This window comes from Oceanidesulfovibrio marinus (assembly GCF_013085545.1).
Lineage (GTDB): Bacteria > Desulfobacterota > Desulfovibrionia > Desulfovibrionales > Desulfovibrionaceae > Oceanidesulfovibrio > Oceanidesulfovibrio marinus.
Window position 1 is genome coordinate 795,927 of the sequence record NZ_CP039543.1, and the last position, 12,907, is coordinate 808,833.

Consider the following 12,907-nt stretch of genomic DNA (forward strand, 5'->3'; position numbering starts at 1 on the left):
CACGGGTTTCTCACTGTGGCATGCAATGCATGGAAAATTATGCCTGTCTGCAACTATTCATGCAAGATGCAATCCGTCAATGCTTTCCTTCGCTCCGCGCGCGTTCCATTTTCTTCAGATGGATCTCGATGCAGGAGAGCGCGGCCGGCGTGATGCCGGAGATGCGACCGGCCTGGCCCAGGGTGTGGGGCCGCACGGACTCCAGCTTTTCCACGGCCTCGCGTGAGAGCCCGGCCACGGCGGCATAGTCGATCTCCGGCGGCAGAGTTCGTTGCTCCTGCTCGGCGGCGCGGGCCACCAGATGCTCCTGCCGGGCCAGATAGCCCGAGTACTTGGCCATGGTTTCGGCCTCGGCCAGGGCGTCCGGCCGCACCTTTGCGTACTCCGCTATCTCCGGCCAGAAGGCGGCGAGATCCCCAATGCCAAGCTGCGGCTGACGCAACAGCTCGGCCAGGCTCACAGCGCGGTGGGGCGCGGCCGCGCCCAGATTTTCCAATACTTCGCGGGTGGCGGCGTCCGGCCGGACCATGCGTTGCTCCAATCCCTCGGTAATGGCGGCCAGGGCGCGCTCCTTGTCCTTGAAAAGCTCCCAATGCGCGTCGTCCACCAGGCCCATGTCCCGGCCCAGCGGGGTCAGACGCTGATCGGCGTTGTCCTCGCGCAGCAAGAGGCGGTGCTCGGCGCGGGAAGTGAACATGCGGTAGGGCTCCGTGGTGCCTTTGGTAACGAGATCGTCAACAAGCACGGCCATGTACGCCTGGTCTCGGCCCGGCAGGAAGGGCTCGGCAGCGCGCTCCTGCGCTGCGATGTTGCACGCGGCCCACAGCCCCTGCGCCGCGGCCTCTTCATACCCCGAGGTGCCGTTGATCTGCCCGGCCAGCCACAGCCCGGCCAGCGCCTTGGTCTCCAGCGTGGGCCTGAGCTGCGTGGGGTTGGCGTAGTCGTACTCGATGGCGTAGCCCGGCCGCACGATGCGCGCGTTCTCCAGGCCCGGGATGGTGCCCAGCAGCCGCTTCTGGATGTCCAGCGGCAGCGAGGTGGGGATGCCGTTGGGGTAGACCTCCGGGCTCTCCAAGCCCTCGGGCTCCACAAAAAGCTGGTGCCGCTCCTTGTCCGGGAAGCGGGCGATCTTGTCCTCGATGGACGGGCAGTAGCGCGCACCTGTGCCTTCGATAATTCCCGTGAACAAAGGAGAGCGGTCGAAACCTTCACGTATTACTTCATGTGTCTCGGGCGTGGTCCAGGTGATGTGGCAGGGCACCTGCGGCAGGGTGATTTCTTTGGTCCGGAAGCTGAACGGCTTGGGCGAATCGTCGCCGGGCTGGACCTCCATCTTCGAGTAGTCGATGCTCGACGACAGCAGCCGCGGCGTGGTGCCGGTCTTGAGCCGGCCCAGGGTCAGGCCGCATTCGGTAAGCGATTGCGAAAGCCCCACGGCCGCGGCGTCGCCCAGGCGGCCGCCCGAGAAGTTGGTAAGGCCCACGTGGATGCGGCCCATGAGGAAGGTGCCCGTGGTGAGCAGCACGTGGCGCGCGCGGAACGTCTCGCCCAGCGCGGTCTGCACGCCGGCGGCGCAGCCGTTTTCCTTGAGGATGGCCACGGCCTGATCCTCGCGGATGGCGAGGTTTTCCTGCGCAAAGAGCGAGGCCTTGACCGCCTTCATGTACCGTTCGCGGTCGATCTGCGCGCGGCTGGCGCGCACGGCCGGGCCCTTGCGCGTGTTCAGGATGCGGAACTGGATGCCGGCGGCGTCCGCCCATAGGCCCATCATTCCGCCCAGGGCGTCGATCTCCTTGACCATGTGGCCCTTGGCCAGGCCGCCGATGGCCGGGTTGCAGGAGAGATGGCCGATGCGGTCCACGTTGAGCGTGAGCAGCAGCGTGGACAGCCCCATGCGCGCGCAGGCCATGGCTGCCTCGCACCCGGCGTGGCCTGCGCCGACCACCACGACGTCGAAGCGTTCCTCCAGCATTGGAGTCATGAGTCTTGAACCGATTGTTGCAAAAGGATTTGTTTGAAAAGCTGCTCGACCATCACGCCGGCGCGACACAAGAAAAGCTCAAATCCGGCGCGTAGTTGGAAATACGCGTGGGTCTGAGCTTTTCGAGGAAACGCAGTCAGCACGGGTATTCCAGCGACCTGCTACTTGCCGGCGGCGCCCAGCATGTGCGCAATGACCTTGGCGTCGCCAAGCTGCGCCGAGATCAGCGAACGCTCGTTGGGCTGGTGTGCGTTGTGGATGCAGGTGGACCAGACCACGGCCGGGTGCCCGGCGCGGCGCAGGAATGCGGCCACGGTGCCGCCGCCGATGCCCTGGGGCTTGGCCGTTACGCCGTACACGTTCTTGATGCCGTCGGCCAGCTTGGTGACCACCTCGCTCTGCACGTCCGTGGGCTGGGCCGCCTCGTTGCGCTGCACCACCTCGTACTCCAGGGTCACGCCGTAGCTGCGCATGACCGACGCGCCGATTTCCTTAATTTTTCCAAGCACATCGTCGATGGGGTACTCCGGCAGGATGCGGCAGTCCAGGTAGAACACGTCCTTGCCCGGCACGGTGTTCACGTTGGGCACGTTGGCGTCCTTGCGCGTGGGTTCGAACGTGGAGATGGGCGGATCGAAGAGCGGGTCCTTCTTGTCGAACAGGGCGTAAAGCTCCTGCAGCTTCATGATGAACGCGGCGGCGCCCACCAGGGAGTTGACGCCCTCGCCCGGTGTGGAGGCATGGCACTGCTTGCCCACCACCGTGATCTTGAGCCAGAGCATGTGCTTTTCCGCCACTTCCATGAGCCTGGAGTCCGAAGCGCCGAAGTCCGGCACGAGGAAGAGGTCGTTGGCGCCGAAGAGGTCCGGGTTGTGCTTGAGCACGTAGTCGAGCCCGAAGCCGGAGCCGGTCTCCTCGTCGGACACGAAGAGCAGGCCGAGGCCCATGTCCGGGGTGACGTCCTGGTCCTTGAACGCCTTGGCCGCTACCAGTGAGCTGACAATGCCCTGGTGGTTGTCCTCCACGCCGCGGCCGTAGAGCACGTCGCCCTCCACGCGCAGGGTGAAGGGGTCGCCGATCCACAGGGAGAGGTCGCCCGAGGGCACCACGTCCATGTGGGAGATGACCCAGAGGGTACGCTCGGACTTGCCGGGCAGGGTGGCGGCGAGGTTGGGACGCACGCCGTCCGGCACGCGCGCATCCGGCGCATTGATCCAGACCACTGGGCCGATGCCGAGGCTGTCCAGATACTGCTCGATGTACTTGGCCTTCACCATTTCGCCTTGGCCAGGGCCCATGTCGCCCGGGCCTTCGTTCTCCGGTCCCAATGCCGGCCGGGAGACGAGGTTTTTCTGCAGGTCGATGACGCTCTCGCGCAACGAGTCGATGTATTCATAGATGGGCTTGCTCATGCAAATAGTCCTTCGGGTGTCTGATGCGGTGGTGGCCGCGGCTATGGTCACCCGCCCGAGGCGGGCAAAGGTCGCAGAAACCGAGAGATTACGACAAAGGTGCAGAGGGGACAAGAGGAGGGGAAAGGGATTCGGGAATGGTTGGGGGAAGGGCGATGCTGGGGGCATGGGGAAGAAGCGGGTTTCTGGACGGGAATCAGGAGGGCGGTATATGTCGTTGGTTACTTGAATAGTATGATGTTTTGAAATAGAATTATATGCGATAATTTAGCAGAACATGAATCTGAGGTGTAAAAATGAAAAGCTTTCATATTATTTCTGTCATCTGGGTCGTTGTGGTATTGACTTTGTATTTCTTTGGCGACGCGCAAAAAATGAATAGTACTGGAGAGATGCTGTTATTACTATATTCTGTTTGCATATTTTGGATATGGCAATCTGATCAAGGCAAACTTCATTTTTTAGGATATAGAAAGGGGAAAAGAGCAACAAGGCCACAGAAAGACGATTACATAAATTCAATAATTGAAATTTATAATTTAATTATGCAGAATAGTAAGGTGCTAAGTAGCTATAGTGCAAATATAAATGATTTAATAAAAAAGGGGTTAGTTAATACGTTTATTCTCGAAGAAGACGGAGAATTCTACAAGATTCATAAGTACATTGATTTCAAAAATATTCAAGATGGTGTCTCTGGTCCTAGCCAAATATTCTATAAGGATGCTTTTTTTGAAGACATAGTTAACGTGAAAAATGTTAAAAGCCATGTAGCTCTTTTGCTTAGGCAGTCTATAGTGATTCAAGACAACAAATTGTCAATAAGACAATTGAACCAGGAACGATGTGTCAAGTTGTTGCTTGAGAAAATTGACTCACGGTCTATTCCGCCGGTGGAATTTGTCAATAATGCCCTATATGTATTCAATTTGAAATATGATCATGATTTATGCATTCCGCCCTGGCCGGGTGGGTGCTGACCACGCTGCTCTTTGCCGGGCTCACGGGCATCATGCGCAATCACGACCGCGGGTGAGCCGCGTCATCATGAGCCCGGACTGACCCCCAACAACACAAAAAGCGCCGGCTCCCCATCTGGAGAACCGGCGCTTTGCAACGCTTGGATCGCGGAAAGGTCTAGCGACCGCGGGCGGCGCGCTTGGACGCCTTCAGCGGGTTGACCTTGACCTTGCCCGACTTGTCGAGCTCGGCCTTCACGTGGGTGGCGAAGTTGCACACGCCCAGCTTCCACTTCAGCTCGGGCTGGGGGTAGGTGGAGCAGTACTTCTCGCCCTCGAACTCTTTGATGCGCTCGCAGCCTTCGCACTTCTCAACCACGGGCTCCATGGTGATGCCCTTCATGACCACGCCCTGGGGGGTGCGCTCGGCGCCTTGCAGTTGTGCTGCAGACATATCGAACCTCCGGAAAATATTGTCGATTTATTCAAGAAGGGCCGTGCCGATGAACTCTCCCCATCGTCGGCGCTTCCGGGATACGCGAATCGAAAAGCAGACTAGATATAGAAGATGAGCCGCTGCTGTCAAGCCCTGGCGCATGGTTTTTCAGCGGTTTTTTGCGCCATCTTCGCGAACAGGCGCGCGAGGACTGGCAGGGCGATTCCCGCGGCGCATGTCCGGACATCGCTCCAGCACATTTCCCTGGCCTTTCTTCTGACGTGGCAGCGGTTGCAGCCCGTGTCCTGCGACCGCGAGCCCTGTTCTCAGTCCGAGTCCTGTGGCCGGGTATCTTCGCACCGTTGCCGTTCCTGGCGGTCCATGATCTCGCGCATGTGCGCGGCGATCTCCTGGCCGGCATCCAGCAGCGCCGGGTAGTCCAGGGTGAGGAAGGCGCCGTGGTCGTAGATCACGTGGCCGGCCACCATGGTCAGGCAGACGTCCGAGCCCTGGGCCGCGTACACGGCGTGGGACACGGGGTCGTGGCAGGGCTGCAGGTGCGGGGCGGCCAGATTGAGCACGCAGAGGTCGGCCGGCTGGCCCGGAGCCAGGGTTCCGGAAAAAGGCAGGCGCAGGGTCGCGGCGCCGTTCTGCGTAGCCATGGCCAGGGCCTGGGGCGCGTGCAGGGCCGTGGGGTCCATCTCGCGCACCTTGGCGCCCAGGGCGGCGGCGCGCATCTCGCCAAAAATGTCCAGGGTGTTGTTGGAGGCCGCGCCGTCCGTGCCCAGGGCCACGGTTACGCCGGCCTCGGCCAGGCCGTGCACCGGGGCCATGCCCGAGGCGAGCTTCCAGTTGGAGCGCGGGCAGTGCACAACCTTGGCCCCGCGCGCCGCGATGATCTCAATTTCTTCGTCCGTGAGGTCCACGGCGTGCACGAGCACGGAGCGCTCGCCCAGGCAGCCCAGGGAGTCCAGGAAGGGTATAGTCCGCTGGCCGTGCAGCTCCTGCACGCGCGCGTTCTCCGAGGCGGTCTCGGCGGCGTGGATGAGCCAGGGCGCGTCAAACTCTCCAGCCATGGCGTAGCTCTCCACCAGCTGCTTGGACACGGTGGTGAAGGCAGTGTGCGGTGCAGGAGCAAAGCGGATCAACGGGTGATTCTTAAACTCCTCCATGAAGGATCGGCAGAGGGCCAGACTCTCCTCCACGCTCCCGTAGGTGCGGGTGGGGAATCCCAGCAGACCCTCGCTGAGCACGGCGCGCAGGCCCACGGCTTCCACGGCGCGGGCGATCTCCCCGGACCAGACGTACATATCCGCAAAGCAGGTGATGCCGGACGCGATCATTTCCGCGCAGGCGAGCATGGCGCCGAGGAAGGTCATCTCGCGGGTGAACTCTTTTTCCAGCGGCCAGACTCCCTTTTCCAGCCAGGTCAGCAGCTCCATGTCGTCGGCCACGCCGCGCAGGATGGCCATGGGCGCGTGGCAGTGGGCGTTGATCAGGCCGGGCATGATGCACGCCTCACCCAGGTCGCGGTGCTCGGCATTGGGCGCGTCTTCAAACAATGTGGCTGGGACCTCATGGCGTGGGCAGACGCCGAGGATGCGACCGTCCTCGATGTGCACGCAGCCGTTCTCCATGGGGCCGTCCGGGCCGATCACCCAGCGCGCTGTCAGGAAGAGGGGGGGCGTGTGGTTCATGCGTTCCTCCCGCTCTGCTGCCGCACCCAGGCGCCGAGTCCGCGCACCTCGTTCAGCAGGGCCGGATAGTCGATGCGCGTGAACGCGCCGTCCTTATAGAGGACTTCGCCGTCTACCATGGTCAGGCAGACCTCGCCGCCCTCGGCCGCGTACACGGCGTGGGATATGGGGTTATAGCAGGGCCGCAGGTTGGGCCGGGTGAGGTCCAGGGCGATGATGTCGGCCGGCGCGCCAGGGGCGATGGTTCCGGCGCCGGCGGTCATGCCCAGGGCGCGGGCTCCGTCGCAGGTGGCCATGTCCAGCACGGATTGCGCATCCATGACCGTGGCGTCGAGGGTGTGGGCTTTGTGCAGCAGGGCGGCGAAGCGCATCTCCGTGAACATGCCGAGGGTATTGTTAGAGGCGGCGCCGTCCGTGCCCAGGGCGGTCTGCACGCCGCGGCGGCTCATTTCCGGCACGGGAGCCACGCCGGAGGCGAGCTTCATGTTGGATTTGGGGCAGTGGACCACGGTCGCGCCGGCCTGAGCGAGGCGGTCCATCTCTTCGGTGTTGAGGTCCACGCCGTGGGCCAACATGGTACGCGGTCCGATGCAGCCGATGGAGTCCAGATAGGCCAGGGGCCGCGCGCCGAACTTCTCGATGCACTCGGCGGTCTCGGTCGTGGTCTCGGCCAGGTGGATGACCCATAACGTATTGGAAGATTCCGCCAGGCTCCAGGTGCGCTCCAGCATTTCGGGCGTGGTGGTGTACACGGCGTGGGGCGCGACTGTGGGCGTGATGCGCGGGTGGTCGCGGTACGTCTCGCACAGAGCTTCGGCCTTGGCAAAGCCCTGGTCAAAGGTCTGGTAGGAGGGGTTCGGGAAGCCGAAAAGCGCCTCGCCCAGCATGGCGCGCAAGCCGGATTGCTCCGCGGCCTCGGCCACGTGCGCGGCCATGAAGTGCATGTCGCAGAAGGCGGTGACGCCGAAACGGGTCATCTCGGCGCAGGCCAGCAGGGCGCCAAGGCGCACGGTCTCCGGCGTGTGCTTCTGCTCCACGGGGAAGACGTAGTCGTGCAGCCACTCCATGAGCGGCAGGTCGTCGGCCAGACCGCGGAAAAGCGTCATGGGCGCGTGGGTGTGCGCGTTGATCAGGCCGGGCATGAGCAGCAGCTCGCGTCCCGGCAGCAGCTCTTTGCCTTGATATTGGCTGGAAATCTCGTCCCAGGGGCCGGCGGCAAGCACGCGGCCGTCGGCAATGGCCACCCCCGCGTTCTCGATGACGCGGCGGTCATTGTCCTGGGTCACCAGCCACGCAGCGCGCAGAATGGTGTCGCAGTGTTGGATTTTCATGGATATTCTGAGGGAAGACGCCCCGGAGTTTTTGACAAGCGTTCCTGTTCGCGAGTAGAAGCTCCGAGGCGACACCACAGGGTCGCCAGAGCCTTCCTGCGAGGGTATCCAATTTGTCTGCAAAGTAAAAGGAGCGAGTCATGGACTTGAGGAGCTACATCCGCGATATTCCCGACTTCCCCAAGGAGGGCATCGTCTTTTTCGACATCACACCGCTGCTGGGCGACGGCGAGGCCTTTGCCGCGGCCATTGACAGCCTGTACGAGAAGTTCAAGGACACCGGCGCCACCAAGGTGCTCGCTGCAGAGGCGCGGGGCTTCATCTTCGGCGCGCCGCTGGCCTACAAGATGGGCATCGGCTTCGTGCCTGTGCGTAAGCCCGGCAAGCTGCCCTATAATACTGTCAGCGTGACCTATGATCTGGAGTACGGTTCCGACACCCTGTGCATGCACGAGGACGCCGTGGCCGAGGGCGAGAAGGTGCTGGTCATCGACGACCTGCTGGCCACCGGCGGCACCGCGGCCGGTATGCTGAAGCTGGTGCAGAACGTGGGGGGCGAGATTGCCGGCCTCGGCTTCCTGGTGCAGCTCGGCTTCCTGGACGGCAAGGACAAGCTGGAGAACCAGGGCTACTCCTGCCTGCTCACCCTCTGATCCCTCAACCATTCACCAGGAGCATTCCGGATGCAGCGCATCGGCATCATCGGCGGCAGTGGACTGGACAACCCGGCTATCTTCACCAAGCCCAGGGACCTCGACATCGAAACGCCGTGGGGCACGCTCGAATCCCCGGTCAAGGCGGGGCGCATCGGCTCCAAGGATGTCTTTCTGGTGGCGCGCCACGGCAGGGAGCACACCGTGCCGCCGACCGGCGTGAACAACCGCGCGCACATCGATGCGCTACGGCAGCTGGAGTGCGAGTGCATCCTGGCGACCACGGCCGTGGGCTCGCTACGGCTGGAGATCGAGCGCGGCGACCTCGTGATCCTCGATCAGTTCATCGACTTCACGCGGCGCCGGCCCCTCACCTTCTACGATCGGTTCGAGCCGCACGCCCCGGTGCACACGCCCATGGCCGATCCCTTTGATGAGGACCTGCGCGGCGAACTTATCGACCATTGCAAGAAGATGGGCATAAAGCACCATGAGCAGGGCACCGTGATCACCATCGAGGGCACGCGCTTCTCCACACGCGCGGAGTCCAACATGTTCCGTGCCTGGGGCGCGGATGTGATCAACATGTCCACGGCGCCGGAAGCCATTCTGGCCAACGAAGCCGGCATTCCGTACGCGGCCGTGGCCATGAGCACGGATTACGACTGCTGGAAAACGGATGAGGAGCCGGTGACGTGGGAGGAGATTCTGCGCATTTTTGGCGCCAATGCGGAGAAGGTGACCCGGCTGTTGCTGGAGACCATCGAATCCCTGTAGGACCGGAAAAGTTCCCCTTCCTTACTGAAATTTAAACTGAGCCACGAGAAGCTCGGTGTTTCTTGACATACTCTTTGAGGGTGGGATAACTGAATTCTCTTTTGCGACCACAGTTTCGCGCCGTATGGCGCAGGCTCGGCCGAGGCGCGTGCGAGCGCGCCAGCCGAGGGGGTGCGTGGCGACCAAAACCAGGCGCACGGCAATCTCTCGGCATACACATGCACAGTACACGATACGCGTAGACCAAAGGAGCTCGTATGTTTTTTGAATCCATCGCACATGCCATGGGCGCAGCGCCCCAGGGCGGCGGAGCAGGGGGCGGCAACCCTATCACCGCGTTCGCCCCGCTCATCCTCATGTTCGTCATTTTCTACTTCCTGCTCATCCGTCCGCAGCAGAAGAAGGCGAAGGAGCACAAAAACCTGCTCGCCAACCTGAAAAAGGGCGACTACATCATCACCGGCGGCGGCATGTATGGTCGCATCACCGCGGTGGACGGAGACGTACTGTCCGTTGAGCTCGCCAAGGACCTCGTCATCAAGGTGAACCGGAGCTACGTCTCCGGCCTGGCGGACAATGTGAGGGCTCCCAAAGAGCAGGCCACAAAGGATACGGAAGAAAAATAAGGACGCGGACGCTTTTGCGCCCGTATTTCGATTTGTGCGGCAGACGGGAAGCCGTGGAGCGCATGCGTAACTTCCCGTCGCCGGCATTTTTCGGTATGCCTGCCGCGTCTTCCGTCAAGACTACACACCGACCGCGAACCAGGATCCACACATGAGCGGCAATCTTCGCCTGCGCATCGGCATTACGCTTTTCGTCACACTCATCGGGCTCATCTATGTCCTGCCCAGCATTCCGGCCGTCAGGGAATCCTCTCTGGGCAAGGTGCTGCCCGACACCAAAATCAATCTCGGTCTCGATCTCCAGGGCGGCATGCACCTGACCCTGGGCGTGGACATCGACAAGGCCGTCGAAAACAACATCTCCCAGGCCGGCCGCGACCTGCGCGACATCGCTCGGGATGACGGCGTTTTCATCCTCCGGCCCACCGTCACCAAGGAAAACCACCTCCAGTTCGTGCTGCCCAAGGCGGACTCCCGGGACAAGCTCGACGAGATCATCGCCGAGCATTTCGAGAACTTCCGGGTGAATTCCCGCACCACGCTGGACGACGGCCAGGTTCGCTACGACCTGATCATGACCGAGAAGTACAAGAACTACCTGGCCGACCTGACATTGGACCAGGCCGTAAAGACCATCCGCAACCGCATCGACCAGTTCGGCGTTTCCGAGCCTGATATCCGCAAGCAACGCGAAGACTACCGCATCCAGGTTCAGCTTCCGGGCTTGAAGGATCAGCAGGGCGCCATCGATATCCTGAGCCGCACCGCGCACCTTGAGTTCAAGATGGTGGACGAGAATGCGGACATCGCCAAGGCTCAGAAGGGCATTCTGCCGCCCGGCGATGAGCTGGCCATGATGCAGCACACCAATGCCGATGGCTCCTCTACCGAGACGCCCATCGTTCTCAAGCGCGACGCCGTGCTGACCGGCGAGTACATCACCAATGCCGGCACCGCCTTCGACTCCTACAACCAGCCTTACGTGACGCTTACGTTCAACAGCCGCGGCGCCCGCCTCTTCGAGCGCCTCACCGGCGAGCACGTCAAAGAGCGCATGGCCATCGTTCTGGACGGCAAGGTCTACTCCGCGCCAGTCATTCAGGACCGCATCTCCGGCGGACGCGCCTCCATCACAGGCTCCTTCACCACAGACGAGGCACACAACCTGGCTATCGTCCTGCGCGCCGGCGCGCTGCCCGCTCCGGTCACCATCCTGCAGGAGCGTTCCGTGGGCCCGTCCCTCGGTCAGGAGTCCATCGACCAGGGCATCAACGCCGCGCTTATCGGCGGCGCCCTCGTCATCGTCTTCATGGTCATCTACTACGGCTTCGCCGGCATCGTGGCGGACACCGTGCTCATGCTCAACATCTTCCTGGTGCTGGCTGGGCTGGCTGGCTTCGGCGCTACGCTTACCCTGCCGGGCATCGCAGGTATCATCCTTACCCTCGGTATGGCGGTGGACGCCAACGTGCTGATCTACGAGCGCATACGCGAGGAGCTGCGCAACGGGCTGACCCCGCGCGCCGCCGTGGACATGGGCTACTCCCGCGCCACGCTGACCATCCTCGACGCAAACGTGACGACGGTTATCGCCGCCATCATTCTCTATCAGTTCGGCACCGGACCCATCCGCGGCTTTGCCGTCACGCTGACGCTGGGTATCCTGGCGTCCATGTTCACGGCCATATTCGTCTCGCGCATCCTCTTCGACCTCTGGCTTGTCAAGCGGCCGGCCAAGGCGGGGCTCTCCATCTAAGTGAAATCCTGGAGCTGATCCATGGGCTTGAATATCCTCAAAAAAGTTCCCACTGTGAACTTCATCGGCTACCGCAAGGTCGCCTTCCTCATCTCCGGGCTGCTCATTCTGGCCGGCGTTGTCTCGCTGGCCATCAAGGGCGGACCAGCCTACGGCATCGACTTTGCCGGCGGCATCAACGTGCAGCTCAAGTTCAACAATGAAGTCGAGCTCGACAAGCTGCGCGACGCTCTGGAGAGCATCGGACTGGAAGGGCTCACCGTCCAGCGCTTCGGCATGCAGGGCGACAACGAATACCTGATGCGCATCGCGCAGAGTGACATCGAAACCGACTCTCTGCGTCAGGGCATCGACTCGGCGCTGGCCAAGGCCATGCCCGAGCTGGGCCACGAGATCCAGCGCGTGGAGATGGTTGGTCCCAAGGTGGGCGCGGACCTGCGCCAGAAGGCCTTGGAGGCGATGTTCTACGCTGTGTTGCTCATCGCCATCTACATCTCGGGCCGGTTCGAGCAGCGCTGGTGGGCTGCCGGCATCATGGCCGCCGCCCTGGCCGGCGGCATGTATGTGCTGGGGCTGGTGGGCATCGCCACCGGCTATCTCACCATCATCGCCCTTATCGTGGCTCTGGCCCTGTGCTGGTACCTCAAACTGAACTACGCCTTGGGAGCTGTCGTGGCCCTGGTGCATGATGTCATCATCACCGTGGGCATCTTCTCAATACTCAACAAGGAGTTCGACCTGACCATCGTTGCTGCGCTGCTGACCATCATCGGTTACTCGCTCAATGACACCATCATCGTCTTCGACCGTATCCGCGAGAACCTGCGCAACCGCATCTCCAAGGACTTCGGCGAGACCATCAACGTCTCCATCAACCAGACCCTGTCCCGTACGCTGCTCACCTCGGGCACCACACTCGTCGTTGTCGTGGCGCTCTTCGTGCTCGGCGGCGGCGTTATCCACGACTTCGCCCTGGCCCTGCTCATCGGCGTCGGCGTGGGTACCTACTCCTCCATCTTCGTGGCGTCCCCCATCCTGCTGGCCTTCCAGCCGCCCGAAGAACCGCTGCCACAGGGTGCAGCACCGGCCAAAGCCTAGCCTTTGGCGCACACGAAATACCAAGGCCGCCCGGCATATCCGCCAGGCGGCCTTTTGTTTTGATTTATGAACTGTCAGGTTACACGCCTACGGCGATCGGGGGACGCTGTCCCAAAGCCCCCTGCCAGGGGAATTCAATTCCTCTGGACCCCAGGAGTGGGTCCAGGGAGCCATGCTCCCT

Annotated in this window: 11 protein-coding genes; 6 read left to right on the forward strand and 5 right to left on the reverse strand. The window is 62.2% G+C overall.

What is annotated here, in order from left to right:
* Positions 1–76: 76 nt before the first annotated feature.
* Together mnmG and E8L03_RS03525 are read right to left on the reverse strand one after the other, a co-directional pair.
* Positions 77–1,981: a tRNA uridine-5-carboxymethylaminomethyl(34) synthesis enzyme MnmG gene (gene mnmG, locus E8L03_RS03520; protein ID WP_171266589.1), complete on the reverse strand. Its 1,905-nt coding sequence runs from the start codon at positions 1,979–1,981 to the stop codon at positions 77–79.
* Positions 1,982–2,142: 161 nt separating this feature from the next.
* A complete protein-coding gene (locus tag E8L03_RS03525) occupies positions 2,143–3,393 on the reverse strand; it encodes a M20 family metallo-hydrolase (protein WP_171266590.1) in 1,251 nt (416 codons plus the stop codon).
* A gap of 296 nt (positions 3,394–3,689) precedes the next feature.
* Between E8L03_RS03525 and E8L03_RS03530 the strand changes: the two genes are divergently transcribed.
* Positions 3,690–4,373 carry a hypothetical protein gene (locus E8L03_RS03530; RefSeq protein WP_144307339.1) on the forward strand — a complete coding sequence of 228 codons (684 nt, stop codon included), beginning with the start codon at positions 3,690–3,692 and terminating at the stop codon, positions 4,371–4,373.
* Between the two features lie 157 nt (positions 4,374–4,530).
* Here E8L03_RS03530 and E8L03_RS03535 read toward each other — a convergent pair whose 3' ends face one another.
* The 3 genes from E8L03_RS03535 to E8L03_RS03545 all read right to left on the reverse strand — a co-directional run bounded on the left by E8L03_RS03535 (position 4,531) and on the right by E8L03_RS03545 (position 7,816).
* A complete protein-coding gene (locus tag E8L03_RS03535) occupies positions 4,531–4,806 on the reverse strand; it encodes a PxxKW family cysteine-rich protein (RefSeq protein ID WP_144234472.1) in 276 nt (91 codons plus the stop codon).
* Between the two features lie 308 nt (positions 4,807–5,114).
* Complete coding sequence (locus E8L03_RS03540; RefSeq protein WP_171266591.1) at positions 5,115–6,485, reverse strand: amidohydrolase family protein; 1,371 nt, start codon at positions 6,483–6,485, stop codon at positions 5,115–5,117.
* A complete protein-coding gene (locus E8L03_RS03545; protein WP_171266592.1) occupies positions 6,482–7,816 on the reverse strand; it encodes an amidohydrolase family protein in 1,335 nt (444 codons plus the stop codon). Before E8L03_RS03545 ends, E8L03_RS03540 begins: the two co-directional genes overlap by 4 nt.
* A gap of 140 nt (positions 7,817–7,956) precedes the next feature.
* Here E8L03_RS03545 and E8L03_RS03550 point away from each other — a divergent pair, with 140 nt between their 5' ends.
* The 5 genes from E8L03_RS03550 to secF all read left to right on the forward strand — a co-directional run bounded on the left by E8L03_RS03550 (position 7,957) and on the right by secF (position 12,726).
* Entirely contained in the window at positions 7,957–8,469 is a 513-nt protein-coding gene (locus tag E8L03_RS03550; protein ID WP_144234475.1) for an adenine phosphoribosyltransferase, read from the forward strand.
* Between the two features lie 30 nt (positions 8,470–8,499).
* Positions 8,500–9,246, forward strand: a complete 747-nt coding sequence (locus E8L03_RS03555; protein ID WP_171266593.1) for an MTAP family purine nucleoside phosphorylase — start codon at positions 8,500–8,502, stop codon at positions 9,244–9,246.
* A 257-nt stretch (positions 9,247–9,503) separates the two neighbouring features.
* A complete protein-coding gene (gene yajC / locus E8L03_RS03560; RefSeq protein WP_144234477.1) occupies positions 9,504–9,872 on the forward strand; it encodes a preprotein translocase subunit YajC in 369 nt (122 codons plus the stop codon).
* Between the two features lie 151 nt (positions 9,873–10,023).
* Positions 10,024–11,628: a protein translocase subunit SecD gene (secD, locus tag E8L03_RS03565; RefSeq protein ID WP_144234478.1), complete on the forward strand. Its 1,605-nt coding sequence runs from the start codon at positions 10,024–10,026 to the stop codon at positions 11,626–11,628.
* A gap of 21 nt (positions 11,629–11,649) precedes the next feature.
* On the forward strand, positions 11,650–12,726 hold the full coding sequence (secF, locus tag E8L03_RS03570) for a protein translocase subunit SecF (protein ID WP_144234479.1): 1,077 nt from the start codon (positions 11,650–11,652) through the stop codon (positions 12,724–12,726).
* Positions 12,727–12,907 lie beyond the last annotated feature (181 nt).